Raw genomic sequence first — 26,087 nt, forward strand, 5'->3', positions numbered from 1 at the left:
GCAGTGGCATCAATTTAACGGGGAGTTGGTGTCCGGTTTTGAAGGGGCAAGTCCAGCACAAAGCTTGATATCTAAGGATTACCCACCGGCCAGCGCGTTAACAAACCAGTGAAAATCACCAAAGTGTTCGACAAGTCCTCGCCACTGCTGCTGGCAGCTCTGACTTCCGGCGAGCGCCTGACCGAAATCACCATCCAGTGGTACTGCACTTCGGCGGCCGGCACCCAGGAACACTACTTCACCACCAAGCTTGAAGACGCGATCATCGTCGACATCAAAGACTACATGCACAACTGCCAGGATCCGTCGAACTCGCACTTCACTCACCTGGAAGACGTAGAGTTCACCTACCGCAAAATCACCTGGACCCACGAAGTATCCGGTACTTCGGGTTCCGATGACTGGCGTTCCCCGGTCGCTGGCTAAGTCTGGCCGACCGTTACAAAACATCGGCCAGCTCTGCTGGTCGATGTTGTTTGCGCCACCCAAGAATTCTTGCGTTCGTTGATCGCCCAAACGGCTATCGATGGATGCCGCAGCACTGCACGAGGAACAACGGATGTTCGCGCCGGCCAATCAGAGTCACTTCGCCCTGACCGTAGAAGGTCTTGCGAGCGATCTTCAGGTACTCGCCCTCAGCGGCCGGGAAGCCATCAGCCAGCCGTTCGCGCTCGACGTCGAACTGGTCCGCGAAAACCCGTCCCTGGACCTCGAAAGCCTGTTGCACAAAACGGCATGCCTCAGCTCGCCCGGTGGCGGTGGCTACAACGAGCTGCGCATCGAAGACAAGAAAGGCCAGGAACAGATCTTCCTGCACGCCCAGCGCGACTGGGATGAAAACATCGAGCACGAACAGAAGATCCGCGTCGGCAACAAACGGCACGACACCGTCGAGGCCAACAGCTATGGCGAGTTCAAGGCCGAAGAACACCACACCGCCCACAAAGACCGAAAAGTTGAAACCCGCGCCAACGACCACCTGACAGTCGGCGTGAACCAGCACATCAAAATCGGCACCGGCCAGTTCATCGAAGCCGGCCAGAAAATCCACCTCAGCAGCGGCCTGAAAGTCGTGCTCGAAGCCGGCAGCGAACTGCCCCTCAAGGGCGGCGGCAGTCCGGGCAGCGGCGCCGTTGATGCCCGGCATCCTCAAACAAGCCGACGCCGACAAAACTGGCGCCGTGCTGCCCCCCGGCGCAAATCAACACCCTCAAGCGCAACGCACCGTTCTGTGAAGAGCGTGAGAGGTGCAAGGCAGGGATATGCGATATAGAAAAAACCAGCCACGACCTGGTCTTTTTAGTCGATGATGAAAGTACATCAGCACAATCAATTAGCGCCGCCACCAGTATGGCGTCGGGCTACGGAATTGTTTATTCACCGGCTCTTGCAAGTCGGCACACAGAGCGTAAAGCTATAGACATGACAACATCCAACATATCTGAAAAGAATCATAGATGCTTCTGGCACCTCTATTTTGATTAATAACTTAAGCGACTCAAATCCCATAGGTACTACATTATGGAGTTAAAAAATTTGTTTCCGACCCACCACATTGGCCACCCGATGGACATTAAACATGTTCTACTCATCATTTTAAGCATTTTTTCAACGTCAGCGCCTGCCCAAAATATCGGATTTGGATTCATTAAAAATGACCCGGACGGGAAGACTTATTTATATACCACTCAGGAAGTTTCAATCGGCGAAGCCATTTCAGTCCAGTCCCCTAAAGCCAACGGAACCGCCGCTTGCTGCAAGTTAACAAAGTCAAATGGAGAAAAACGGCAACCGGGCGATGTAACCGACCTGCTCAACGAGTCCGACATGCACGTCTACGGGCTCGACATTCAATATAAAGAGCCTTTTATCGGCATAGCTGTAGTTGGCAAAAACGCAAATGAAAATGGCGCCACAGCGGTTGAGGTTAAGGGTCAACGTACAATAATCAGCACCTGTTTAAGCCAAGAAGGCATCCATCTTTTCTCAAGAAAAAATGGAATACTGAGCGGTCACTTATACTTAAACCTTGGATACGATATAGAGCCAAGTTCTAATTCTTGCGAAACGGAAAAGCACCGCTCCGTACCGACCGACGTATCCAGCTACATCGAAAGTAGAGATAACTGTGACTCTCTACGCGGCGATATCCCTGAGCCGGACCCCGCCGACCCGGGCAACCTCAAACGTGTCATCAGCGATATCAATAAATACTGCAAGGGCACAGACCATAAACTCAAGCAGTTGAAAGAGACATATTCCGGCAACGAAAGCATTATGAAATTGCTCTCTACTTATGAAGAGAACATTGAAGCTGACATGAGTTTTTAGATTCACCCATCAGGGACGGCCGTCGTGACATCTGAAAACATCATTCCACAGGTTTGGTTATCCAAAAAACCCACTGCTACCGACTGGCAACCGGTGATGCCGCACCTCGCCGAGCTGAAACCCCGCTCGGCGTTCCTTGAATGGATTGCCGAAACCGATACCGAAGATTGGGGCTGGCTGGCGGTTTCCAGCAGTACGCCGGACGTGGTGTTCGAACACCTGCGCAGCCTGACTCCGGTGCGCATGCCGGACGGGACTGAAGTGTTTTTCCGGTTTTGGGATGGGCGGCATATCTATCCGATCCTCGAAGGCCTCGGCGCTGGGGTACTGACGGGAAAGGAGTACTAGGCGAAAGCCCTTGGCACTCCGATATCCCAGCTGTTAATGAGATAACAAAAGGCGAACCTATTCCTTTTTCTAACAGGCGTCCCGACTTCTCCCAATGGTCTAAAGGTGAAGTGAAATTTGAACCGGGTGAGCTTGATGGAACACGGCCTTACTTCAAAGCCATATATGAAAAAATACAGGAAGCCAAAGACTTGAATCGTCCAAATGCTGCAAAGTTGCTTCTGAAGGATAAAGGGCTAACACCTCACCATCATGACAAGGTCACAATTCAACTTATCCCAACCGACCTGCACTCAAACATTCCACATATTGGTTCCGCTTCGAACATGAGGAAATAAGTATGTTGCACGAACAAATCATTAAGAAACTTGGCGCCGAAGCAAGGCTTTTCGAAGAAAAAGATCTGAGCATCCTCCACAAAGAAAATATCGCCACTCCAACAGAATTGGCCGAATTACTGAGCCATTTCAAAGGTGCGATTATTTTCGCACGCGGCGCAAAACTCAAAACGCAAAGTAAAATCCCAGTCCGAGACGAGGAAGGATATATCGACTTAGACATAATCTACGGCCTAAACCCGGATTCAAACAATATATTCCTAAAAAACAAAACCTACCGCAACCAGATAGACAATGACTTTTATGTTTTTGGCGAATCCGGTGGTGGCGATCAGTTTTGCATTAGCAAAAGAACAGAAAAAATCTATTATTGGTATCACGAAGCGACGAGCGACGACTGCTCATTATTCTACATAGCCCCATCTTTTATCGAATTCATAGAAAACCTAGTGCCCGATGATGAGAACGCAAAAATCGACTTTGACGAAGATGATGGAGTAATCAGTGCCCACTTTAATTTCTAGAAAAAAGCAAAGATAAAATGAACTGAAGGGGACGAGTTTATTATCTGGGTACTTAGTGAAAGTCAATCCGCGCCCTTTTCCTGCTCCTCCCCAAAAAAGCCGTCCTAGGCCAAGTCTTAGGACATTTCCTGCACGCTATAGCGACTTAGGTGAACTTGTTCGAAATCGATCACATGGATAGTCTTCACGAGTCGCCGCAAACTCAGCGGCCAGTTTTGACAGACTGAACAGTATCAAGGCATGTAAATGCCGCTATGCGGCTCCATAGCTCAAGGAGCTTCACCATGAAAAAGATCACCCTCAAACCACTCAGCCTCACCGCCACCGATCCCCTCGACACCCAAAATCCTACCCAACGTCCCAGCCCCGTCTTCACCGTTACCCCCAACATCGACACTGAAACCCTGCTAATCCACGCCAGCGAAACCCTGGCCTCGCTGAACGCGATGACCACCGACCTGGCCTTTGAGCTTGAAGGTGCGCACCGCAACGTAGCGCTGGGTATTCAGCAGATGATCGGGTTGGGCGAGCTGCTGGTGAACAGAGCGCTGGAGAACCTCGACCTGCCCGATTCGGCGGGCAGCCGGCTCAATCCGTCCGCCGTCCATTGACGGGCCGCGCTGTTCTATCGAATGGAGTGTTCCCCCATGTCTCGATACATGCCCATCACCGGCCTGGACTGCAACGTCCCTTCCCTGCTGATCGACACCGAAGCCCCGCTCGACGTGTTGCACGAAACAGCGGCCTTCCGCATCCGCAGCGCCACCCAACTGCTGGAAACCTTCGCCCTGCACGAAGTTGCGCAGGCGCTGGTCATTTCGCTACGCGACGGCTGCGACTTGCTGGACGTCATCGGGCGGCACTTGCGGGCGTAGGTTTCGGCGTAATGAATATGGGCGACCTTGGGGTCGCCCATTTTTTGTGGTCTCCAAAGATAAGCGCATCACAGGCACCCACGAGGTGTCACTGGCTGCACCCACAGAGCAAGACCTCACAAATAAGGATCATCATATTGACCCTTACCAGACTTAAGACCCCGTATAGAGGCTCTTAACTACAAGCAAAAAATCCTGAAAATAGCTCTTCTCTCCCATGGGTGCTGGACTTTGTCCCGCTACAAGCGACGACACACTGATCTGAGCAACCCTATCCTTCCTTGCACATCATTAGGACCTTCTATACTGTTGCTTAATCCACTTAAAGATCACTTTGGCAAAGCCTAATGAGCAATTTTTTCCCACTCGATTGCGCTGAAAGCCTTATAAAAATAGGCCTCCTGGCCAAAAGACGACGTCAGGAACGCGGTCTGAGGCAGAAAGACCTCGCCAAACTGGTGGGTGTAGCCGCGGGCACGTTGGGCAAGATCGAGGCTGGCGACCCCGTCGTTGAATTGCGTACCTTCATGCTGGTGTTATGGCATCTGGGCCTGCTTTCAGAAGTATTCAACGACGAGCCGATCAGCAAAAAAGCCCCAGAGCTGAAGAGCCAGCGAGTGCGCATCAAGCGCGTGACCGAAGAGAGCTTCTGATGAACATCCCAGCGGCATACATCTACATGGAGCATCCACTCACCGCCGAGACGGTTACCTTGGGGCGGTTGAGCATGGGGCCCAGCGGCAGCGGTGAGTTCGTATACTCCCCCGCCTACCTTGCGCAAAACGATTGGGTGCCGGATCCGATTCGTTATCCGCCTAGCGATCAGGTGTTTCGGGTAACGACCAACAACGGCATTCCGGGATTCATACGCGATTGCATGCCCGATTCATGGGGCGAACAGTTACTCAAGTCTCTGCATGGTCAAGCCATGACGCCTATCGAGATGCTGCTCAGATCGCCTAACAACGACCGCTCCGGCAACCTCATGGCAGGAACTGCGCGAACATCTCCACCGGGTATTGGAGGTGAATCGGTCCCGTCACTGCAAGGGCTCGGGGACTTCATCGATACCGCCGATATCATTCAAAGCCATCAGCTTATCGACCCTGACCGGCAGAAACTCCTGTTGGTCCGTCAGCGTTCTTCCCTTGGTGGCGCCCGACCAAAACGCACACTGCGCGATGGCAATATATTGGTGCTGGCCAAGGCTCGAGATCGCTTCGATACCGTCGACATCCCGGCGATCGAACACGCGTGCATGACGTTTGCGGCGTCAAAAGGTATCCACACCGCAAGAACGCGGCTGATCACAGATAAACGCTCTACGTTGTTGGTGGATCGCTTTGATCGGGTTGAAGTCGATGGCCGCATGCGCAGGGTCCCCATGCTCAGTGCGCTGACGTTGCTGGATGCTGACTGGTCTTCGACTGATCACAGCCGCTGGCGCTATGCCGGTGTTGCCGATGAAATGCGCAGGCGCGGCGTCCCCTTGGAAGATCTGGAGCAGTTCTACGTTCAAATGTGCTTTCACGTTCTGGTCGGCAATGACGATGCACACACCAAGAACCTGGCCATTATCTGGCGTGACGGCTCCTGGCGCCTTTCGCCGATGTACGACATAGTCCCATCCCCACAGGAGTCACCCGCCACGATGGCTATGGCACTGGGTAACGAAGGGACGCTGATCAGCCGGCAAAACATCCTCAGCCACCATGAACATTTCGGACTTGATCTACAGGGTGCCGAAACCATTCTTGATCGGGTACTAAGCTGGGAAAGCGAGTTACGAGAGCACTACATGGCACAACTCAGCGGTGTGGACTATGAAGCGGCTATTGGCGCCATCAGTAGTGCCAGAGTGGTTTAGCGTCAGGAAGATATCGAGCTTGATATCTCTGCCACCAGCCTCCAACTATTAAAGCTCTGCCTCGCCTCTACGGAGCTCTCCAATGTCCGATCCACTGCTCATCCCCTGCCCCCACTGCAACGGCCTCAACCGCATCCCCGCCGAGCGCCTGGGCGATCATCCCAAGTGCGGGCGCTGCAAAGCCGAAGTCCTGCTGAACAAACCCTTCGAGCTGAAGCAAGCCGATTACGCCAGTCAGATCAAGGGCGATCTGCCGTTGCTGGTGGATGTGTGGGCGGACTGGTGTGGACCGTGCAAGTCGTTTGCGCCGGTGTTCGAGCAGGCGGCGGGACAGTTGGCGGGTAAGTGTCGGTTGGCCAAGCTCGACAGCGAGGTGAATCAGCAGTTGTCGGCGCAGTTGGGGATTCGTTCGATTCCGAGTTTGATTCTGTTCAAGAACGGCCGGGAAGTGGCGCGTCAGAGCGGGGCGTTTCCATTGCCGCAGTTGATGAGTTGGTTGCGGAGTCAGGGAGTTTGATGACCTGAAGTAGAAGGCTCAGCTCAGAACTTGGTGGCGAGGGGGCAAGCCCCCTCGCCACAGGGGACCGCGTTCAGTGGGTGGCTGTCAGGCATTTTCCAGCAGGTTGTGAAGTTCGACGAACTGTTGCGTCAGTTTATGCCGGGGGTCGAGGTGGATCAGTGGCATGTTGGCCTGGTGGGATTCGCGCATGCGCACCGAGCTGCCCAGGTACACCGGCAGTACCGGCAGGCCTTCGGCGATCAGTTCGTCGAGCATCTGCTGCGGCAGGCTCGCGCGGGCCTGGAACTGGTTGACCACGATGCCTTCGACTTGCAGGTCCTCGTTGTGGTCTTCCTTCAACTCTTCGATTTCCGCCAGCAGGCCGTACAGCGCCTGACGGGAGAAGCTGTCGCAGTCGAAGGGAATCAGCACGCGATCGGCGGCGATCAACGCTGAGACCGCGTAGAAGTTCAACGCTGGCGGGGTGTCGAGGTAGATCCGGTCGTAGTCTTCGGCCAGTTCGTCGAGCAGTTTGCGCAGTTTGTTGATCTTGTGTTTGGCCTCAAGCTTGGGTTGCAGGTCAGCCAGCTCAGCCGTGGCGGTGACCACGTGCAGGTTGTCGAACGGGGTTTCGTAGATATCGACCTGGTTTTTCTTCGAGAACGGCCCGGATGACAGGGTCTGCTTGAAGAAGTCGGCAATGCCCATCGGGATGTCGTTGCCGGTCAAACCCGTCAGGTACTGAGTGGAGTTGGCCTGGGCATCGAGATCCACCAGCAGCGTGCGATAGCCCTCGCTGGCGCTGACCGCCGCCAGATTGCAGGCAATACTGGATTTGCCCACGCCACCTTTCTGATTGAACACCACGCGCCGCATGTCAAAACCTCCGTGTATCAAAGAATGACCGAGTGTAGTTGCCGACACCGCAGCTTCGCTACCTCGTTGGCAGTCGGACTGCACGGTCAGCTGCAATCTCGGCAAAAAACCGACCGACTTCGCCCTTTGAGTGATGAATCAACTGACAGACACGTCTGTAAAAAACCGAATAATGGCAAAACGACAGCTTTTTCGCGGATAAACGACATGGCACGCCGAACAAAATGGGGCCAGTATTTGCTGAAAGCCCGCCGCACCGGGATAATGCGCGCCACTCGGCGGTAGCGTCATGCCGGGTCAGTCGTCGCTCAATCGACTCACCGCGTCAAGGAAGCCCGCAGGGGCGGGATGAATTTTCAGTGATCAAATTCAATATCGCCCAATGGCGCGCTTGGGCCCCTGGGCTCGAAAGCGTGGACGATTGGCAAGCCTGGAGCCGACAACCGGTCGTGCTCGAGAACAGCGATGCTGCCCCCGACGTATCGTTTTTGCCAGCCATGCAGCGTCGGCGACTCAGTCGTCTGGCGCGGATGGCCTTTAGTGTCGGCTGGCCGCTGGCCGAGGGTCACGAACAGCTACCGTTGGTCTTCATTTCCCGTCACGGCGAAACCCCGCGCACCTTCGAGATTCTCAACGATCTGGCCGCCGATCAACCGCTGTCGCCGACTCAGTTCAGTCTGTCGGTGCACAACGCCGTCATCGGCCTGTGGTCGATCATGCGCGGCGAAACCAGCGAAATGACCGCCCTCGCGGCGGCCGGCGATGGCCTTGAACACGGCATGCTAGAGGCCGCAGCGTTGCTTGAGGAAGGCGCGCCGGCGGTATTGCTGGTGATCACCGAAGAGCAACCGCCGCAAGCCTACTCGACCTGGATCGACGATGTGCCGTTCCCTTATGCAGTCGGCCTGTTGATCACGCCCGGAAATCAATGGCAGCTGTCGCTGAACAGCACCTCGGATGCGTTGTCCAACCCCCATTGGCCCCACGCGCTGAATCTATTACGCACGCTGCTCGGCCAGCAGACCACCTGCCAACATGCCTGGAAAAATCGTGTATGGACCTGGCAACGCAACCTGTGACCGATAAAAACCGCGACGCCTATTACTGGCGCCTGCTGGCCACTGCCGCGAGCTTCGCCCTGTTCGGGTTCGGCGGGCTGTGCCTGCGGCTGGTGATTCTCCCGGTGCTCGGCTGCCTGCCGGGCGATGCCCAGGCCCATCGACAACGAACGCGGCATATTGTCAGCCGGATATTCCGGTCGTTTGTCCGGTTCATGGCCCGCACAGGCGTGCTGACCTACCACATCCAGGGTGCGGAAAAACTCGGGCGCCCAGGGCAGATGATCATCGCCAATCATCCGTCGTTGATCGATGTCGTGTTTCTGATCGGCCTGGTGCCCCATGCCAACTGCGTGGTCAAGAAAAGCCTCTGGGAAAACCCTTTCACTCGCGGCCCGCTACGCCGCACCGAGTACATCAGCAACGATGGCAGCATGGAGATGCTCGACGCCGCTGCCGACGCGCTGAAAAGCGACCAGACCCTGATCATCTTTCCCGAAGGCACCCGCACCCAACCCGGCCAGCCACCGGCCTTTCATCGGGGCGCGGCAGCAATCGCGCTGCGCGGTGCGAGAATCGTCACCCCGGTGGTCATCAAAGTCAGCCCGACGACCCTGACCAAGGCCGAGCCTTGGTATCGGATCCCCAAACGCCGCGTGCACTTCAGTTTCCGTGTAGGGGCCGATATAGACCCACAGGCCTTCGCAGCGCTGGGCCCTGCACCTCAGGCCTCGCGCAAGCTCAACGATTATTTTCACCATTACTTTATTAAGGAGCTCGCCGAAGATGAGCGATCTGAAGCTTGAGATAAAACTGTTGATCATTGACGCCCTTGGCCTCGAAGACATCGGCGTGCAGGACATCGGCGACGAGCAGACGCTATTCGGCGAAGGCCTGGGCCTGGACTCGGTAGACGCGCTGGAACTCGGCCTGGCGATCCAGAAAAAGTACGGCATCAAAATCGACGCCGATGCCAATGACACTCGTGGTCACTTCACCAACGTGGCGAGCCTTGCGGCGTTCGTCACTGCAAAACAGGCAGCTTGAGACCGGACCATGCAAACTCGTGACGACATCTTCAACACCCTGCGTGATGCCCTGGTCGAACTCTTTGAGCTGGAACCCGAACGCGTGACCCTGGACGCCAACCTGTATCAGGACCTGGAAATCGACAGCATTGATGCCGTCGACCTGATCGATCACATCAAACGCCAGACCGGCAAGAAAATCGCCGCCGAAGAGTTCAAGTCGGTGCGTACTGTCGGTGACGTGGTCGAGGCGGTCCACCGTCTGGTTCAACCGGCCGCATGAGCCGACTGATCGGCCTCGGCCTGCTACTGGCGGGCCTGCTGTACCCCTTTGCGGTGTATTTCGGCATGGAACATTTTGCCCCGTGGCAGTTCGGTCTGTTGCTGGGTGGATTGTGGCTGGCCCGTGCGCTGCTGGGCGAACGGCGCCCTGGCAGCCTCTGGATGGCGGTGGTTGCCATCGCGTTTTGCCTGCTGCTGGCGCTGTTCGACAGCCCTGTGTTGCTGCGCTGGTACCCGGTGTTGATGAGCGGTTTCATGCTGGCGCTGTTTGGCCTGAGCCTGAAGTTCGGGCAACCGATGATCGAGCGGCTGGCGCGTTTGCGCGAACCGCATCTGCCGGACAAGGCCATTGTTTATACCCGCCAGGTGACGATCGCCTGGAGTGTGTTTTTCCTCTGTAACGGTTTGCTCGCGGCCGCCCTGACCCTCTGGGCACCGTTGAGTTGGTGGATGTTGTACACCGGCCTGATCTCCTACGGGTTAATGGGTTTGCTGTTTGCCATTGAATGGCTCATACGACAACGGGTACGAGGCCACCCATGAATTGGATAAAACTTGAGCAACTGTTGCTCAAGGCACTACCTGCGCGCACCGTCACGACGGATCCCGCGCTCAATCACGCCGACCTGTGCGAGCAGGCCCTGCGCCTCGCCGCTGGCCTGCAAGCACAAGGTGTAACGCGCATCGCCGTGCACCTGGAAGATGCCGCGCAACTGGCAATTGCTCTGCTCGGCGCCTGGCGTGCCGGGGTCAGCGTGCTGCTGCCCGCCGATCTGCAACCCCAGACCCGTCTGCGCTGGTCGACGGCGGTCGACCTGTGGCTGACCGATTTGGCAGAAGACGCACAGTTGACTGACTTCCAGCAGGCACCACTGGCTGCCGCCGAACTGGATCTCGATCACTGTCACCTGAGCCTGTGCACGTCCGGCTCCAGCGGCGAACCCAAGCGCATCGAGAAAACCTTGCGGCAACTGGCCAATGAAGTTCAGGCGCTGGAGCGCTTGTGGGGCGCGGACCTGGGCAACGCCTGCATCATCGGCAGCGTCGGCACGCAGCACATCTATGGCTTGCTGTTTCGGGTGCTGTGGCCGCTGTGCGCCGGGCGTCCGTTCGTACGCCGACAGTTAGCCTTCCCGGAAGACTTGCAGCGCGCCAGCCGCGAACACCCGGCCTTCGCCTGGGTTGCCAGCCCGGCGCTGCTCAAGCGCATGGGTGACAACCTCGACTGGCCGGCCTTGAGCGCAGTCCGCCGAGTGTTTTCCTCCGGTGGCGCATTGCCGGCCGAGGCTGCGCAACGCTTGCACGAGCGCCTGCAACAATGGCCGACGGAGATTCTCGGCAGCTCGGAAACCGGTGGCATTGCCTGGCGTCAGGGCGACGATCTCTGGCAGCCCTTTGCCGATGTCGTGCTCAGCCAGGACAGTGACGGAGCCCTACTCATCGCCTCGCCGTACTTGCCGGTCGACCATGTTGAACACACCGCCGACGCCGCGCGCATCGCCGCCGACGGTCGTTTCGAACTGCTCGGACGGCTGGACCGGATCGTCAAGCTGGAAGAAAAACGTATCTCGTTGCCGATGCTGGAACAGGCGCTGATGGCCCACGACTGGGTCGCCGAAGCGCGCCTCGGCGTGGTTCAGGAGAACCGGGCCTCGCTGGGAGCCTTGCTGGTGCTGAGCGAACAGGGTCTGCATGCGTTGCGCAACCAAGGCCGGCGTACCCTGACCCAGGAACTGCGTCAGCACTTGAGTCAACATTGCGAAACCCTGGCCCTGCCGCGCCGCTGGCGCTTGTTGCGTCAACTGCCGCTGAACGCCCAGGGCAAACTGCCGCAAGCCGACGTTGAAGCCCTGCTGCTGGCGCCCCGTCCAAAGGCGCCGCATGTATTGGAACAGGTCGAAGCCGACGGCGAGTGGAGCCTGCAACTGGCGGTGCCGCCGGACCTCGCCTACTTCAGCGGCCACTTCCCGCAAACGCCCGTATTGCCGGGCGTGGTGCAAGTCGAATGGGCGCTGAACCTGGGTCGGCAACTGATGGAGCTGCCGATAAAGTTTGCCGGCATGGAAGTGCTGAAATTCCAGCAGCTAATGCGCCCCGGCGACGAAATCCAGCTGCACCTGCGCTTCGACCCACTGCGCAGCAAATTGTATTTCGCCTACCGCAACGAGACAGCCACCTGCTCCAGTGGACGAATTTTGCTGGAGGCCGCGCATGTTTAAAGCTATGCATCTGTGGCGAGGGACAACACATGCATAACCCCTGCGCCGTGATCCCGGTCTACAACCACGAAACCGCCGTCACCGCCGTGGTCGACGCGCTGCTCGCCTGCCACCTGCCATGCATTCTGGTGGATGACGCCAGCAGCCCGGCCTGTGCCGCAGTACTGGAGCAACTGGCCCGGCGTGACCGGGTTTTCCTGATCAAGCTTGCCGTCAATCAGGGCAAGGGCGGCGCGGTCATGAGCGGGTTTCGCGAAGCCTCGCGTCTGGGCTTCAGCCACGCCTTGCAGGTGGACGCCGATGGCCAGCACGACCTCAGTGACGTTCGGACTTTCATCGAGCAGTCACGCGCCCATCCCGACGCGCTGATCTGCGGCTACCCGCTCTACGACGCCAGTGTGCCGAAGGGCCGTTTGTATGCCCGCTACCTGACGCACGTGATGGTCTGGATCAACACCCTGTCGTTGCAGATTCGCGACTCCATGTGCGGTTTTCGCCTCTACCCGTTGCCGCCGACGCTGGCGCTCATCAACTCGGTGAAGATCGGCAATCGCATGGACTTCGACACCGACATCATTGTGCGCCTGGCCTGGCGTAATTCGCCGATGCGTTGGCTGCACACCAAGGTTCACTACCCCTTGGATGGCGTCTCGCATTTTCGGTTGTTTCGCGACAATGTGCTGATTACGAGCATGCACACCCGCCTGTTCTTCGGCATGCTGTTACGGGTGCCGGTCATTCTTTGGCGACGGTGGCGAACATGAGCATCAATGCAGACAACGAGCACTGGGCCGATCACAAGGAACGCGGCAGTTTCTGGCTGATGAAATTCACTGCACTCTGCGCAAAAGTGCTCGGGCGTCGGCTGTTGAGCCCGCTGCTGTACGGCATCGTCTTGTACTTTTTCCTGTTCGGTCGCAGCGCCCGCCACAGCGCCTGGCAATACCAGCAGCACCTCGCCGACTGGAGCGGCCGCAGCGAATTGCGCCCGTCTCATTGGCGGGTGTTTGGCCAGTTCATGGCCTTCGCCGACTCCATGCTCGACAAGCTCGACGTGTGGAACGGCAAGTTGAGCATCGAACAGATCGAAATCATCGACCCGGCGCTGTTGCGCAATCAATTGCGCGGCACACGCGGGCAGATGCTGGTGGGCGCTCACCTGGGCAATCTCGAGGTTTGCCGGGCTCTCGCCGAACTCGGTGAAAGGGTCACCATGAACGTGCTGGTGCACACCAAGCACGCCGAGCGTTTCAATCGCCTGCTGGGCGAAGCGGGCGCGACCAATCTGCGGCTGATCCAGGTCAGCGAACTGGACCCGGTGATCATGCTGCAACTGAGCCAGCGCCTGGAACGCGGCGAATGGCTGGCGATTGCCGGCGACCGTGTGCCGCTGCACGGCGGGCGCAGCGTGACGGTGGACTTCCTCGGTCATCCGGCCGCGTTCCCCCAAGGTCCGTGGCTGCTGGCCGGCCTGTTGAAGTGCCCGGTCAATTTTCTGATGTGCCTGAAAAAACCAACGGGTGACTATCGACTGATCATCGAGCCCTTCACCGATGCGGTGGTGTGGAAGCGCAGCGACCGCGAGCAAGTGATTCACCAATGGGCCACGCGCTACGCCGAACGCCTCGGCCAATGCTGCCTTGAGGCGCCCCAACAATGGTTCAACTTTTACCCATTCTGGAAGACCGATGACGACGCATCTGCTTGAGCCGGTAACCTTCGGCGAACTCCCTTTGCGCATCGAAGACGTGCTGGCCCTGGCCAACCGTCAGGCGCCCGTGCAACTGCAAAACGACAGCGAATACCGTGAGCGCATCGCCAAGGGCGCGCGGTTTCTCGATTCGTTGCTGGACAAGGAAGGTGTGATCTACGGCGTGACCACCGGTTACGGCGATTCCTGCGTGGTCGCGGTGCCGCTGCAGCATGTCGAAGCGCTGCCGCGTCATCTGTACACCTTCCACGGTTGCGGCCTGGGCAAACTGCTCGACGCCCAGGCGACCCGCGCGGTGCTTGCGGCGCGTTTGCAGTCGCTGTGCCATGGCGTGTCCGGGGTTCGCATCGAGCTGCTGGAGCGCCTGCACGCCTTCCTCGAACACGACGTTCTGCCGCTGATCCCGGAAGAGGGTTCGGTGGGCGCCAGCGGTGATCTGACACCGCTGTCGTACGTGGCCGCCACTTTGTCCGGCGAGCGCGAAGTGCTGTTCAAGGGCGAACGCCGGCAGGCTGCCGACGTACACCGCGAACTCGGCTGGGAGCCGCTGGTGCTGCGGCCCAAGGAAGCGCTGGCGTTGATGAATGGTACGGCGGTCATGACCGGCCTCGCCTGCCTGGCCTTCGCCCGTGCCGACTATCTGCTGCAACTGGCCACCCGCATCACCGCACTGAACGTGGTCGCCCTGCAAGGCAATCCGGAGCACTTCGACGAGCGCCTGTTCGCCACCAAGCCGCACCCGGGCCAGATGCAAGTAGCCGCGTGGTTGCGCAAGGATCTGGCGATCGACGCACCGACCGCACCGCTGCATCGCCTGCAAGACCGCTACTCGCTGCGTTGCGCGCCGCATGTGCTTGGCGTGTTGGCCGACAGCCTGAACTGGCTGCGTTCGTTCATCGAGATCGAACTCAACAGCGCCAACGACAACCCGATCATCGACGCCGAAGCCGAACGCGTGCTGCACGGCGGGCACTTCTACGGCGGGCATATCGCCTTCGCCATGGACAGCCTGAAAAACCTCGTGGCCAACGTTGCCGACCTGCTTGACCGTCAGCTCGCGCTGTTGGTGGATGAACGTTACAACCATGGTTTGCCGAGCAACCTGTCGGGCGCCAGCGCCGAGCGCGCGATGCTCAACCACGGCTTTAAAGCGGTGCAGATCGGTACCAGCGCCTGGACCGCCGAAGCGTTGAAAAACACCATGCCGGCCAGCGTGTTCTCACGCTCCACCGAATGCCACAACCAGGACAAAGTCAGCATGGGCACCATCGCCGCCCGTGATGCGATCCGCGTACTGGAGCTGACCGAACAGGTTGCCGCCGCGACCCTGTTGGCGGCCAATCAAGGGGTCTGGTTGCGCAGCCAGGCAGAAGACGCCCGGCCATTGCCGCCGGCGCTGGCGGCGATGCAAGCAGAGCTCGCCAAGGATTTTCCGCCGGTCATTGAAGACCGCGCACTGGAAGGTGAATTGCGCCTGTGCCTGCAACGCATCGCTGAACAACACTGGAGGCTGCATGCGTAGCAAAGGAGTGCTTCACGCCGATACGCAAATCCTCGTGCCGTTCTTCGACGTCGATTCGATGAACGTGGTCTGGCACGGCCATTACGTGAAGTACCTGGAAGTCGCCCGCTGCGCCCTGCTCGACCAGCTCGGCCACAACTACACCGCCATGCTGGAATCCGGCTACGCGTGGCCGGTGATCGACTTGCAACTGCGTTATGTGCGCGGCGCGGTGTTCGGCCAGACGCTCAACGTCCGCGCCAGTCTGGTGGAATGGGAAAACCGCCTGAAGATCAGCTACCTGATCAGCGACCTCGCGACTGGCGAACGCCTGACCCGCGCCAGCTCGGTGCAGGTCGCCGTGCACGTCGCCAGCCGCGAGATGCAACTGGCGTCGCCGAAGGTGTTTACCGATGCGGTCGAGAGGATGTTGCCATGAGGTTTCTTAAACCTTTCGGACTGCTGCTGTTGCTGGGTTTTGCATCGCTGGCTAACGCCTTCGACCTGCAACAGCTGAGCGATCAACTGGCCAAACCCAGCGTGATCCACGGCAACTTCATTCAGGAAAAACACCTGCGTGCCCTGCCGCAACCGCTGACCAGCAAGGGCTCGTTCGTGCTGGCCAGGGATCACGGTTTGCTGTGGTTGCTCAAGACTCCACTGCAACAGGATTACCGGATCAGCACCAAAGGCATCGCGCGGCGTGACAGCAGCGGCTGGCAAATGCTGCCGGGCAAAAGTGCCGGTGCCGAGCAGAACCGCATCTTCCTCGCAGTACTGCAAGGTGACAGCAGCGGGCTGCAGCGGGATTTCGAGTTGTCGCTGAGCGGTGAAGCACAACACTGGAAGCTCACGCTGACCCCGCGCTCGATGCTGCTCAAGCAAGTGTTCAATCAGATCAACATCGACGGCGGCGAACTGGTGCAGCGCATCGAGTTGCTGGAAACCCAGGGCGACAGCACCGTTTTGCGCATGCAGGACACCACCAGTGCCAACCCATTGAGCGATGCGGAGCAACATGACTTTGCCGAGTGAACGGATGCTTCCACGGCTATTTCTGACCCTGCTGCTGGCGGTGCTTGCACTCGCCGGCTGGCAATGGCACGACGGCGCACCGCTGTCGGCCAACCTGATGGATCTGGTGCCGGGCACCGCGCCGGATGCGCTGGAGCTCAAGGCCGAACAGCGCATGCAAGAACCGCTGAACCGCGAAATGCTGGTGCTGGTCGGCCACGCTGATCGCGAACAAGCCATCGCCATGACCCAGAAGCTCGGCGAACAGTGGTTGGCCAGTGGACTGTTCGAGAAAGTCCAATGGAACCTGCAAGCCGACTTGCCCGCACTGCGCACGCAGCTGCTGCAAGGTCGGTTGGCGATGCTCTCGGCCGCCGATCGGCAACAGTTGATCGAACAACCGCAAGCCTTCATCCAGCAGCGCGTGCAAGCGCTGTTCGACCCCTTTACCGGTTTCAGCCTGGTGCCGAGCCAGGATGACTGGCTGGGCCTGACCGGACGCATTCAAAACAGCCAACCGCAGCACGGTTCAGTGCAACTGGACATTGGCAGCGGCACGTTGATCGCCGACGCCGATGGCAAAAGCTGGGTCATGCTTCGAGCCCGCACCAGCGGCAACGCATTCGATATGCAACTGCCGCTGAAGGTCGCCGAGCTGCTCAAGCACAGCCGCGAAGAAGCCACGCAGGCCGATGTGCAATTACTCGCGGCCAGTGGCCTGCTGTACGCCGCCAACGGGCAACAGCAAGCGACCCGTGAAATTACCTGGGTCGGCGGTGGCGCAACTGTCGGCATCCTGTTGCTGCTGTTGCTGGCGTTCCGCAGATTCCGCGTGCTGCTGGCCTTCATCCCTGTTTTGGTCGGCATGCTGTTTGGCGCGGTGGCCTGCGTCGCACTGTTTGGCCATATGCACGTGATGACCCTGGTGCTCGGGTCGAGCCTGATCGGCGTCGCCGTCGATTACCCGCTGCATTACCTGTCCAAGAGCTGGAGCCTGAAACCCTGGCACAGCTGGCCCGCACTGCGCCTGACCTTGCCGGGGCTGACCCTGAGCCTGGCCACCAGCTGCATCGGTTATCTGGCACTGGCCTGGACACCGTTCCCGGCGCTGACCCAGATTGCCGTGTTCTCCGCCGCCGGTCTGCTCGGCGCCTACCTGTCGGCGGTGTGCTTGTTGCCGGCGCTGCTCAAGGGCGCGGACCTGCGACCCGCGCAGTGGCCGCTGCGGGTGGCCGAGTTTTTGGTGAACGTGCGTGCAGTACTGCTCAAACGCGTGCGCAGTTCGGTCCTGCTGGTGTTGGTCCTGGCCTTTTGTGCGGGAGGCCTGTGGCACCTGACCACGAAAAACGACATCCGTCAGTGGGTCAGTGCGCCGCCGCAATTGACGAATGAAGCGCAGACCATTGCACGGATCACCGGCTATCAACCTACCAGTCAGTTCTTCCTGGTGCGCGCGGCCAATCAACAGCAACTGCTCGAACGCCAGAAAGCCCTGAGCGAGCGGCTGGATCAGTTGGTCAATCTGGACAAGCTCAAAGGCTACCTGGCGCTGAGTCAGCTGGTCAGCCTTCCTTCCGAGCAGCAACAGGTTCGCGAAGCGCTGAATAAACTCCCGGCATTCTGGCAACCGTTGCTCGACCTCGGTATCCCGGTCACCGCACTGCAAGCCGAACTGGCACAGTTGCAGGCCTTGCCGGTCGAAGACATCGACACGGCGCTGGCCGGGCCCTTGGCCGAGCCGTGGCGCCCGCTGTGGCTGGGCGCTTCGGATGATGGCGTGGCGGCCATGATCAGCCTGCAAGGCTTGAACGATGCCGCATTGCTACGGGTGCAAGCGCTGGATTTGCCGGGTGTGCAGTTGGTGGATCGTCTGGACGACCTGAACAAGGTCTTCGCCGCCACCCAGATCAGTGCGGCTGAACTGAAACTGATGTCCTGCGGCTTGATCGTGTTGCTGCTGATTCTACCCTTCGGTTTTGGCGGCGCCCTGCGGCTTGTCGCACTGCCATTACTGGCGGCCTTGTGCAGCCTGTCCAGCCTCGGGTGGCTGGGCCAGCCACTGACGCTGTTCAGCGTGTTCGGGCTGCTGCTGGTGACGGCCATCAGTGTCGATTACGCGATCCTGATGCGCGAGCAGATCGGCGGGGCCGCCGTGAGCCTGTTGGGCACGCTGCTGGCGGCGGCGACCACATGGCTGTCGTTTGGTCTGCTGGCGATTTCCAGCACCCCGGCGGTGAGCAACTTCGGTCTTTCGGTGAGCCTCGGGCTGGCCTTCAGCTTCATCCTCGCGCCGTGGGCCAGACCTTCGGCGCAGGCCGCGCCCGTTGCGGAGCCGGCAGCATGATGAGCGTGCTGTTCTGGCTGCTGGCCTTGGCGCTGTTCGCCGTGGCGACTCGCGTCGGGCGGCATTTTGGCTTGATCCCGATTGTCAGCCAGTTGCTGCTGGCGACCTTCGGCCTGCCGCTGTTGATGTATTTCTGGATTGAACCGTACTGGCAGTTGAGCGGTGCCGAGCTGGTCTCGCCAGGCTGGCTGAAAAACCTCTACAGCCTGAGTTTCGCGCTGTTGCTGGGGCATATCCTCAGCGACGTGATCGACCTGAAGCTGGACCGCCAGAGCCTGAAAATCGCCTTGCCGAGTTTCGGCATTCCGTTCGTCTGTGGTCTGGCGACCGCCATTTGGCTGCTGCCGGCTCAGCCATGGTTGAGCTCGTTGGCAGTCGGCCTGTTGTTCGCGATCACGGCGATCCCGGTGCTGTATCTGTACCTGCGGCACATCAACTATCCACCGGTCGCTACTCGCCGACTGGTGCAAACTGCAATCCTCATCGACCTGACCTGCTGGAGCCTGTTCGCTTTCGCCCAAGGCAGCCTGCACCTGAGCAGCCTGCTGCTGCCGCTGGCCGGCGCCTGCCTGCCGTTGTTGCTGCGTGTGTTCGGGTTGCGTCAGCCGCTGCTGCACAGCCTGGGCTTCTTCGCACTGCTGGTGGTGGCGGAACACTTCAAACTCAATGCGCTGATTTTCGGCATCGGTTATCTGTTGTGCATGGCGGCTCTCAAGCTACCGCTGGTGCTACCGTTATCGGCAGCCTGGATGAGCCGCTTGCAGAACGGCATCGCAATCCCGCTGATCCTGACCTTCGGCATTGTGCAGATCAACGTGCACAGCGCCATGGACAGCCTCAGCTGGACGCAGCTCGGTGCGCTGCTGGTGTTTCCCATTGCCAGCAAGCTGCTGGGTAACTGGCTCGGCCTCGGTTGGGCCGGCGCATCGTTTGTTGGCGCCAGCCGCTGGCGCGAAAGTCTACTGTTGAACATTCGCGGCTTGAGCGAGATCGTCTTTCTCAACCTGCTGCTGCAACAACAGCTGATCAGCCCCGCGCTGTACTTCGCGCTGATGCTGATGGGTTTGATCGCAACGCTGCTGCCGGCACTTGCCGGTGTGCAGCGAATCCCCTCACAGCTCGCCGCCCCGGCAAGGAGCTCCAGTGCCAACAGTTGATACGGAACGTCGCCAGGTCATCGTTATCGGTGCCGGCCCATCGGGCGCCATCGCCGCTGCGCTGCTCAAGCGTAACGGCCATGACGTGCTGATCATTGAACGTCAGCACTTCCCACGGTTTTCGATCGGCGAAAGCCTGCTCTCACATTGCCTGGATTTCGTCGAAGAAGCCGGCATGCTCGAAGCGGTACAAGCCGCCGGCTTTCAGCTGAAAAACGGCGCGGCGTTCGCCTGGGGCGAGCGCTACAGCACGTTCGATTTCGGCGACACTTTCAGCAATGGCAAGCCGACCACCTTCCAGGTCCAGCGCGCTGACTTCGACAAGTTGCTGGCCGATCAGGCAGCGCTGCAAGGGGTGGAAATCCGTTACGGCGAGACGATCATCAGTGCCAACTTCGAACTGGCGAAACCTCAGCTCAGTGCTCGCCGTGAAGACGGCAGCGAATACCGTCTGGAAGCCGACTTCGTGCTCGATGCCAGCGGCTACGGCCGCGTCTTGCCGCGCCTGCTCGACCTCGAAGCACCGTCGAACTTCCCGCTGCGCCAGGCGGTGTTCACCCACATCGACGACCACATCGACGACGACCCGCACTTCGACCGTGAAAAGATCCTCATCACCACCCACCCGACCCAGCGCGACATCTGGTTCTGGACCATCCCGTTCAGCCAGGGTCGCTGCTCGGTGGGCGTGGTTGCCGCAGCCGAACACTTCGAAGGCCGCGGCGACGATCTCGACGAATGCCTGCGTGGCTTCATCGCCGAAACCCCGAGCTTGGCCAAGGTGCTGAAAAACGCCCATTGGGACACACCCGCGCGGACCATCGGCGGCTACTCGGCCAATGTCAAAACCTTACACGGCCCGGGTTTCGCCTTGCTCGGCAACGCCGCAGAGTTCCTTGACCCGGTGTTTTCCTCCGGCGTCACCATCGCCATGCGTTCGGCGAGCATGGCCGCCGGCGTTCTGCATCGCCAACTGCAAGGTGAAAGCGTGGATTGGCAACGCGAGTTTGCCGAACCTCTCAAGCGCGGTGTCGACACCTTCCGCTGCTACGTCGAAGGCTGGTACGCCGGGACCTTCCAGGATGTGATCTACCACCCTGGCAGCGCTCCGGAGATCCGCCGCATGATCAGCGCGATCCTCGCCGGTTACGCCTGGGACGAACGCAATCCGTTCGTCAGCGAGCCCAAGCGCCGGTTGCGCATGCTCTCGGAGATTTGTGCGAGTGATGCGACGTGAGTGACTCCGAACAACAGTACCTCAGCGACAGTTACGTCGAAGAAACCCGCTTCGGGTTCTGGTTCCTGCGCAGCTTCACCTGGCAGCACCACGTGCTGCGGGTGGCCATCAACGACCTGCGCAGCTTGTTCAGCGAAGCACTGCCCAGCCATCCGGTGCTGCTGGATGCCGGTTGCGGTCAGGGCAAGTCGTTCCAGTACCTGCATCAGGTGTTTGCCCCGCAACGGCTGATCGGCCTCGACGCCGACCCGCACAGCCTGATGCTCAGCGGCGAAGAGGCGCAGCGCCAGAACATCGACGTCGAACTGATCGGCAGCGATTGCGCGACCCTCACGATGCCGGATGCCAGCGTCGATTTGCTGTTCTGCCATCAGACCTTCCACCACCTGGTGGAGCAGGAACGAGCCCTCGCCGAGTTCTATCGGGTGCTCAAGCCGGGCGGCTATTTGATGTTTGCCGAGTCCACCGAAGCCTACATCGACACCTGGGTGATTCGCTGGTTGTTCCGCCACCCGATGCACGTGCAAAAGAGCGCCGACGGTTATTTGCAGATGATTCGTCAGCAGGGTTTTGAATTCGGCCCGCAAAACGTGTCTTACCCTTATCTGTGGTGGAGTCGCGCGAAGGATTTCGGTCTGCTCGAACGCTTTGGACTGCGCCGCCCAAAACCGCTTGGCCAACGGGAAGAAACCCTGGTCAACGTGGTTGCCCGTAAACCGCTCGAAGGTATGTGCTAATGATTCGCCTCCTGCTCGTGTGCTGTGCCTTGCTGCTGAGCGCTTGCGCCAGCCAGCCGCCGCTGCCCGAGCGCAACCCGACACTGGCCTTGCCGCTGCAATTACATGTCGAGCGGCAACGGGCCGATCAACACCAGGACTGGTTGCTGGTGATCCAGCGCGAAGGTACCGGCATTCGCTGGTCGCTGATGGACCCACTGGGCATTCCGGTGGCTCGCCAGCGCCTGATCGACAACCAGTGGCAGGCCGACGGTTTGCTACCGCCCAACCCGGAAGCGCGCCAGTTGTTTGCAGCGCTGTTATTCGCCCTGACACCGGAGGCCGAGTTGCTCAATAATTATCCTGCTGCCCGACGTCATGCTGCTTTGCGCTCGCTGACGCCGCATTGGCAGGTGCTGTATCGAACCCCGTCGGACTTCGTGCTGACGCTGCCCGAACAGTTGAACTATCACGTCACCCCGCTGACCGCCGAGACTGCGCCATGACGGCCTACCTGAACGCCCTCGGGCTGATCTGCAGCCTGGGCCGCAACAAACACGAAGTGGCCCGTAACCTGTTTGCCGGCGACTGCTCGGGAATGCGCGTCGAGGCCGGCTGGGTGCCTGAGCGCTCGCTCCCGGTGGCGGCGGCACGCGGCGAGTTGTCCGCGATCCCGGCGGCACTGAAGCAGCACAACACCCGCAACAATCAGTTGCTGCTGGACGCCGCGCTGCAAATCCGCGAAGACATCGAACACGCCATTCAAACCTATGGCCGTGGGCGCATCGGTATCGTCCTGGGCACCAGCACTTCTGGCATCGACGAAGCCAGTCGCGGGATTGCCCATTACCTGCGGGACGGTCAGTTCCCGCCAGAATACGACTACCAGCAACAGGAACTTGGCGCCCCGGCGAACTTCCTCGCCGACTGGCTGCAACTAAGCGGTCCGGCCTATGTGATTTCCACCGCCTGCACCTCCAGCGCCCGCGCCTTGTTGAGTGCCCAGCGATTGCTCGACCTCGGTGTGTGTGATGCGGTGCTGTGTGGCGGCGTCGACAGTCTGTGCAAACTGACTCTCAACGGTTTTTCGGCGCTGGATGCGGTATCCGAGCAGCGCTGCAATCCGTTCTCGGTCAATCGCAACGGCATCAACATAGGTGAAGCGGCGGTACTTTTCCTGATGAGCAAACACCTCGGCAGCAGCCAACCGATTGCCCTGCTGGGCAGCGGTGCCAGCTCCGACGCGCACCATATTTCCGCCCCGGAACCCAGCGGGCGCGGTGCCCTGCAAGCGATGAACAAGGCCCTGCGCAGCGCCGGTTTAGCGCCTGAGCGGATCAACTACCTGAACCTGCACGGCACCGCCACCCAGCACAACGACGCCATGGAAAGCCTGGCGGTCAACAGCCTGTTCCCGGTGGGCGTGCCCTGCTCGTCAACCAAGCCCATGACCGGCCACACCCTCGGCGCGGCCGGAGCGCTGGAAGCGGCGTTCTGCTGGCTGAGCCTGAGCCGCGAAAACACCCGACACGCGCTGCCACCGCAGGTCTGGGACGGCCAGCCCGACCCGCAGCTGCCAGCGCTGAGTTTTGTGACCGCCGCTGATCGCCTGGAACCAAGCACTGCACGTTGCCTGATGAGTAACTCCTTTGCCTTTGGTGGCAACAACGTCAGCCTGATTATCGGAGACGCCCAATGATTGATTGGCCTCTCGCCGAACTGCTGCCCCACGCGGGTGACATGATCCTTATCGATCACGTGCTGTCGTTCGACGAAGAACAGATTTACACCCGCCTCACCGTCAAGCCCGGTGGCCTGTTCAACCAGCCCGACGGCAGTTTGCCGGCCTGGGTCGGTATCGAGCTGATGGCGCAAAGTGTGGCCGCGTACGCCGGCTGTCGCGCACGTGAGCGAGGCAATCCGGTAGAGCTTGGATTCCTGCTCGGTACGCGTAAATTTGAATGTAATGTGGAACACTTTCCACTCGGCAGCGAACTGACGATCCACGCCCTGCGTTCGCTCGAAGACGACAACGGCATGGGCGTTTTCGAATGTCACCTGACGGCGCCCGGCATTCATGCCATGGCCCGTCTGAATGTGTTCTGCCCACCTCAGGCGGCTCACTATCTACATGAATCCCACTCTTCTTCTAGCACTACTGGAGCCCAGTCTTGACTGAATCCGTACTGGTCACCGGTTCCAGCCGTGGTATCGGCCGCGCCATCGCACTACGCCTGGCCCAGGCCGGCTTTGATCTGGTGCTGCATTGCCGTAGCGGTCGCAGCGACGCCGAAGCCGTTCAGGCTGAAATCGAAGCGTTGGGCCGCCGCGCACGCATCCTGCAATTCGACGTATCGGATCGCGCCAGCTGCAAGGCACATCTCGAAACCGACGTGGAGACCCACGGCGCCTATTACGGCGTGGTGCTCAACGCCGGCCTGACGCGCGACGGTGCCTTCCCGGCCCTGAGCGAGGACGACTGGGACGTGGTGATGCGCACCAACCTCGACGGTTTTTATAACGTGTTGCACCCGGTCATGATGCCGATGATTCGCCGGCGCGCCGCCGGGCGGATCGTGTGCATCACCTCGGTTTCCGGGTTGATCGGCAACCGTGGGCAGGTCAACTACAGCGCCTCCAAGGCCGGGTTGATCGGTGCCGCCAAGGCCCTGGCAATCGAGCTGGGTAAACGCAAGATCACCGTCAACTGCGTCGCGCCGGGCCTGATCGACACTGCGATGCTCGACGAAAACGTCCCCGTGGAAGAGCTGCTGAAAATGATTCCTGCACAACGCATGGGCACCCCTGAAGAAGTGGCCAGTGCGGTGAACTTCCTGATGTCCGCCGAAGCGGGCTATATCACCCGGCAGGTGCTGGCCGTCAACGGAGGCCTGTGCTGATGAAACGCGTCGTCGTCACCGGCATGGCCGGCATTACCTCATTGGGCAGCGACTGGGAGACCATCTGCGCTAACTTCAAGGCCAATCGCAGTGGCATCCGCCGCATGGACGAGTGGGATCGTTTCATCGAACTGAACACGCGCCTGGCCGGTCCCATTGATGATTTCATCGTCCCGAGCCACTGGACACGCAAGCAGTTGCGCAGCATGGGCCGGGTTTCCCGGCTGGCGGTCGGCGCGGCAGAACAGGCACTGGCCGATGCCGGCCTGCTCGGTGACGAGTCGATCAAGGACGGCCGCATGGGCGTGTCCTGCGGCTCATCCACCGGCAGCACCGACGAAATCAAGGCCTTCGGCAAGATGCTGCTTAATTCGGTGGCTGAAGGGCTGAACGCCAACTCCTACGTGCGAATGATGCCGCACACCACGGCGGCCAATATCAGCATTTTCTTTGGCCTCACCGGGCGCTTGATCCCGACCTCCAGCGCCTGCACCAGTGGCAGCCAGGGCATCGGTTATGCCTACGAGGCGATCAAGTTCGGCCGCCTGCCGCTGATGCTCGCCGGCGGCGCCGAAGAGCTGTGCCCGACCGAAGCCATGGTGTTCGACGCGCTCTACGCCACCAGCCTGAAAAACGACGCCCCGAAAACCAGCCCACGGCCTTACGACAGTGCGCGCGATGGCCTGGTGATCGGTGAAGGCGGCGGCATGCTGGTGCTCGAAGAACTCGAACACGCACTGGCCCGTGGTGCGCATATCCACGCCGAAATCGTTGGTTTTGGCAGCAACGCCGACGGCCAGCACGCCACCCGCCCAGAGCAAACCACCATGCGTCGGGCCATGGAGCTGGCACTGGAAGACGCAGGTCTGGAGCCCTCGGCCATCGGCTACGTGAACGGCCACGGCACCGCCACCGAGCAAGGCGACATCGCAGAAACCCTGGCCACCAACAGCCTGTTCGGCAGCCACATGCCCATCAGCTCGCAGAAGAGCTTTCTCGGCCACACCCTGGGCGCCTGCGGTGCACTGGAGTCCTGGTTCAGCATTGAAATGATGAACAGCGACGAGTACGTGCACACCTTCAACCTCGACGACATCGATCCACGCTGCGGCGAACTGGACTACCTGCGCGGCGAGTTCCGCCAGATGAGCTGCCAGTATGTGATGAACAACAACTTCGCCTTCGGTGGGGTTAACACGTCGCTGATCTTTCGGCGCTGGTCGTAACTTAAAACTTCGAGGTCAAGGAGCCCCCGATACCAA

The 26,087-nt window shown here is 59.7% G+C and carries 29 protein-coding genes and 3 pseudogenes; 31 read left to right on the forward strand and 1 reads right to left on the reverse strand.

Annotated elements, in window-relative coordinates; all coding sequences use genetic code 11:
- Positions 1 to 75 precede the first annotated feature (75 nt).
- From FPT12_RS12715 to trxC, 11 genes and pseudogenes are all read left to right on the forward strand, one after another.
- A pseudogene (locus FPT12_RS12715) lies at positions 76 to 426 on the forward strand (Hcp family type VI secretion system effector); the annotation flags it as partial.
- A 313-nt stretch (positions 427 to 739) separates the two neighbouring features.
- Positions 740 to 1,485: pseudogene (locus tag FPT12_RS28335) on the forward strand (type VI secretion system tip protein VgrG); the annotation flags it as partial.
- A 36-nt stretch (positions 1,486 to 1,521) separates the two neighbouring features.
- Positions 1,522 to 2,331, forward strand: coding sequence for a hypothetical protein (locus FPT12_RS27970; RefSeq protein WP_145016575.1), 810 nt, complete (start codon positions 1,522 to 1,524; stop codon positions 2,329 to 2,331).
- A gap of 24 nt (positions 2,332 to 2,355) precedes the next feature.
- Positions 2,356 to 2,649 (forward strand): annotated as a pseudogene (locus tag FPT12_RS12730) (DUF4123 domain-containing protein); the annotation flags it as partial.
- Positions 2,650 to 2,789: 140 nt separating this feature from the next.
- Complete coding sequence (locus tag FPT12_RS28340) at positions 2,790 to 3,017, forward strand: HNH endonuclease (protein WP_178098744.1); 228 nt, start codon at positions 2,790 to 2,792, stop codon at positions 3,015 to 3,017.
- A gap of 2 nt (positions 3,018 to 3,019) precedes the next feature.
- On the forward strand, positions 3,020 to 3,541 hold the full coding sequence (locus tag FPT12_RS12740; protein ID WP_145016577.1) for an SMI1/KNR4 family protein: 522 nt from the start codon (positions 3,020 to 3,022) through the stop codon (positions 3,539 to 3,541).
- 284 nt (positions 3,542 to 3,825) lie between these two features.
- The gene (locus FPT12_RS12745; protein WP_145016578.1) at positions 3,826 to 4,152 is read left to right on the forward strand and encodes a DUF6124 family protein; all 327 of its coding nucleotides are present in this window, start codon (positions 3,826 to 3,828) and stop codon (positions 4,150 to 4,152) included.
- Positions 4,153 to 4,188: 36 nt separating this feature from the next.
- Positions 4,189 to 4,416, forward strand: coding sequence for a hypothetical protein (locus FPT12_RS12750; protein WP_145016579.1), 228 nt, complete (start codon positions 4,189 to 4,191; stop codon positions 4,414 to 4,416).
- 347 nt (positions 4,417 to 4,763) lie between these two features.
- Entirely contained in the window at positions 4,764 to 5,069 is a 306-nt protein-coding gene (locus FPT12_RS12755) for a helix-turn-helix transcriptional regulator (RefSeq protein WP_145016580.1), read from the forward strand.
- Entirely contained in the window at positions 5,069 to 6,283 is a 1,215-nt protein-coding gene (locus tag FPT12_RS12760; RefSeq protein ID WP_256676727.1) for a type II toxin-antitoxin system HipA family toxin, read from the forward strand. Before FPT12_RS12755 ends, FPT12_RS12760 begins: the two co-directional genes overlap by 1 nt.
- A gap of 82 nt (positions 6,284 to 6,365) precedes the next feature.
- Positions 6,366 to 6,800 (forward strand): thioredoxin TrxC, encoded by a 435-nt coding sequence (gene trxC / locus FPT12_RS12765; RefSeq protein WP_145016581.1) that lies wholly within the window; start codon positions 6,366 to 6,368, stop codon positions 6,798 to 6,800.
- Between the two features lie 87 nt (positions 6,801 to 6,887).
- Here the strand turns inward: trxC and FPT12_RS12770 are convergent, their stop codons facing one another.
- Positions 6,888 to 7,658 carry a ParA family protein gene (locus FPT12_RS12770; protein WP_071552275.1) on the reverse strand — a complete coding sequence of 257 codons (771 nt, stop codon included), beginning with the start codon at positions 7,656 to 7,658 and terminating at the stop codon, positions 6,888 to 6,890.
- 359 nt (positions 7,659 to 8,017) lie between these two features.
- Here FPT12_RS12770 and FPT12_RS12775 point away from each other — a divergent pair, with 359 nt between their 5' ends.
- Genes FPT12_RS12775 through FPT12_RS12870 form a run of 20 tightly spaced genes read left to right on the forward strand, consistent with a single transcriptional unit; the run spans position 8,018 to position 26,051 of the window.
- A complete protein-coding gene (locus tag FPT12_RS12775) occupies positions 8,018 to 8,737 on the forward strand; it encodes a beta-ketoacyl synthase chain length factor (RefSeq protein ID WP_145016582.1) in 720 nt (239 codons plus the stop codon).
- On the forward strand, positions 8,713 to 9,522 hold the full coding sequence (locus tag FPT12_RS12780; RefSeq protein ID WP_145016583.1) for a 1-acyl-sn-glycerol-3-phosphate acyltransferase: 810 nt from the start codon (positions 8,713 to 8,715) through the stop codon (positions 9,520 to 9,522). Before FPT12_RS12775 ends, FPT12_RS12780 begins: the two co-directional genes overlap by 25 nt.
- On the forward strand, positions 9,503 to 9,763 hold the full coding sequence (locus FPT12_RS12785) for a phosphopantetheine-binding protein (RefSeq protein ID WP_054595267.1): 261 nt from the start codon (positions 9,503 to 9,505) through the stop codon (positions 9,761 to 9,763). The genes FPT12_RS12780 and FPT12_RS12785 overlap by 20 nt, the downstream gene beginning before the upstream one ends.
- 9 nt (positions 9,764 to 9,772) lie before the next feature.
- Positions 9,773 to 10,027 carry an acyl carrier protein gene (locus FPT12_RS12790; RefSeq protein WP_145016584.1) on the forward strand — a complete coding sequence of 85 codons (255 nt, stop codon included), beginning with the start codon at positions 9,773 to 9,775 and terminating at the stop codon, positions 10,025 to 10,027.
- Positions 10,024 to 10,569, forward strand: coding sequence for a hypothetical protein (locus FPT12_RS12795; protein WP_145016585.1), 546 nt, complete (start codon positions 10,024 to 10,026; stop codon positions 10,567 to 10,569). Before FPT12_RS12790 ends, FPT12_RS12795 begins: the two co-directional genes overlap by 4 nt.
- Positions 10,566 to 12,245 (forward strand): acyl-CoA synthetase family protein, encoded by a 1,680-nt coding sequence (locus tag FPT12_RS12800; protein ID WP_145016586.1) that lies wholly within the window; start codon positions 10,566 to 10,568, stop codon positions 12,243 to 12,245. The genes FPT12_RS12795 and FPT12_RS12800 overlap by 4 nt, the downstream gene beginning before the upstream one ends.
- A 29-nt stretch (positions 12,246 to 12,274) precedes the next feature.
- Positions 12,275 to 13,009: a glycosyltransferase family 2 protein gene (locus FPT12_RS12805; protein WP_145016587.1), complete on the forward strand. Its 735-nt coding sequence runs from the start codon at positions 12,275 to 12,277 to the stop codon at positions 13,007 to 13,009.
- Positions 13,006 to 13,953 (forward strand): glycosyl transferase, encoded by a 948-nt coding sequence (locus FPT12_RS12810; RefSeq protein ID WP_145016588.1) that lies wholly within the window; start codon positions 13,006 to 13,008, stop codon positions 13,951 to 13,953. The genes FPT12_RS12805 and FPT12_RS12810 overlap by 4 nt, the downstream gene beginning before the upstream one ends.
- On the forward strand, positions 13,934 to 15,478 hold the full coding sequence (hutH, locus tag FPT12_RS12815) for a histidine ammonia-lyase (RefSeq protein WP_145016589.1): 1,545 nt from the start codon (positions 13,934 to 13,936) through the stop codon (positions 15,476 to 15,478). Before FPT12_RS12810 ends, hutH begins: the two co-directional genes overlap by 20 nt.
- Positions 15,471 to 15,896: a thioesterase family protein gene (locus tag FPT12_RS12820; protein WP_103317158.1), complete on the forward strand. Its 426-nt coding sequence runs from the start codon at positions 15,471 to 15,473 to the stop codon at positions 15,894 to 15,896. Before hutH ends, FPT12_RS12820 begins: the two co-directional genes overlap by 8 nt.
- Positions 15,893 to 16,492: an outer membrane lipoprotein carrier protein LolA gene (locus tag FPT12_RS12825; protein WP_145016590.1), complete on the forward strand. Its 600-nt coding sequence runs from the start codon at positions 15,893 to 15,895 to the stop codon at positions 16,490 to 16,492. Before FPT12_RS12820 ends, FPT12_RS12825 begins: the two co-directional genes overlap by 4 nt.
- Positions 16,476 to 18,815 (forward strand): MMPL family transporter, encoded by a 2,340-nt coding sequence (locus tag FPT12_RS12830; RefSeq protein ID WP_145016591.1) that lies wholly within the window; start codon positions 16,476 to 16,478, stop codon positions 18,813 to 18,815. The genes FPT12_RS12825 and FPT12_RS12830 overlap by 17 nt, the downstream gene beginning before the upstream one ends.
- Positions 18,812 to 19,972 carry a sodium:proton antiporter gene (locus FPT12_RS12835; protein WP_145016592.1) on the forward strand — a complete coding sequence of 387 codons (1,161 nt, stop codon included), beginning with the start codon at positions 18,812 to 18,814 and terminating at the stop codon, positions 19,970 to 19,972. Before FPT12_RS12830 ends, FPT12_RS12835 begins: the two co-directional genes overlap by 4 nt.
- A complete protein-coding gene (locus FPT12_RS12840) occupies positions 19,959 to 21,209 on the forward strand; it encodes an NAD(P)/FAD-dependent oxidoreductase (protein ID WP_145016593.1) in 1,251 nt (416 codons plus the stop codon). Before FPT12_RS12835 ends, FPT12_RS12840 begins: the two co-directional genes overlap by 14 nt.
- On the forward strand, positions 21,206 to 21,946 hold the full coding sequence (locus tag FPT12_RS12845; protein WP_145016594.1) for a class I SAM-dependent methyltransferase: 741 nt from the start codon (positions 21,206 to 21,208) through the stop codon (positions 21,944 to 21,946). The genes FPT12_RS12840 and FPT12_RS12845 overlap by 4 nt, the downstream gene beginning before the upstream one ends.
- Positions 21,946 to 22,431: a DUF3261 domain-containing protein gene (locus FPT12_RS12850; RefSeq protein ID WP_145016595.1), complete on the forward strand. Its 486-nt coding sequence runs from the start codon at positions 21,946 to 21,948 to the stop codon at positions 22,429 to 22,431. Before FPT12_RS12845 ends, FPT12_RS12850 begins: the two co-directional genes overlap by 1 nt.
- On the forward strand, positions 22,428 to 23,624 hold the full coding sequence (locus tag FPT12_RS12855; RefSeq protein WP_145016596.1) for a beta-ketoacyl-[acyl-carrier-protein] synthase family protein: 1,197 nt from the start codon (positions 22,428 to 22,430) through the stop codon (positions 23,622 to 23,624). Before FPT12_RS12850 ends, FPT12_RS12855 begins: the two co-directional genes overlap by 4 nt.
- Positions 23,621 to 24,100: a hotdog family protein gene (locus tag FPT12_RS12860; protein ID WP_145016597.1), complete on the forward strand. Its 480-nt coding sequence runs from the start codon at positions 23,621 to 23,623 to the stop codon at positions 24,098 to 24,100. Before FPT12_RS12855 ends, FPT12_RS12860 begins: the two co-directional genes overlap by 4 nt.
- Positions 24,097 to 24,825: a 3-oxoacyl-ACP reductase FabG gene (gene fabG / locus FPT12_RS12865; RefSeq protein WP_145016598.1), complete on the forward strand. Its 729-nt coding sequence runs from the start codon at positions 24,097 to 24,099 to the stop codon at positions 24,823 to 24,825. Before FPT12_RS12860 ends, fabG begins: the two co-directional genes overlap by 4 nt.
- Positions 24,825 to 26,051 (forward strand): beta-ketoacyl-ACP synthase, encoded by a 1,227-nt coding sequence (locus tag FPT12_RS12870; protein ID WP_145016599.1) that lies wholly within the window; start codon positions 24,825 to 24,827, stop codon positions 26,049 to 26,051. The genes fabG and FPT12_RS12870 overlap by 1 nt, the downstream gene beginning before the upstream one ends.
- The last annotated feature ends 36 nt before the right edge of the window (positions 26,052 to 26,087 follow it).

It is taken from the genome of Pseudomonas sp. H3(2019) (assembly GCF_007713465.1).
Taxonomy (GTDB): domain Bacteria; phylum Pseudomonadota; class Gammaproteobacteria; order Pseudomonadales; family Pseudomonadaceae; genus Aquipseudomonas.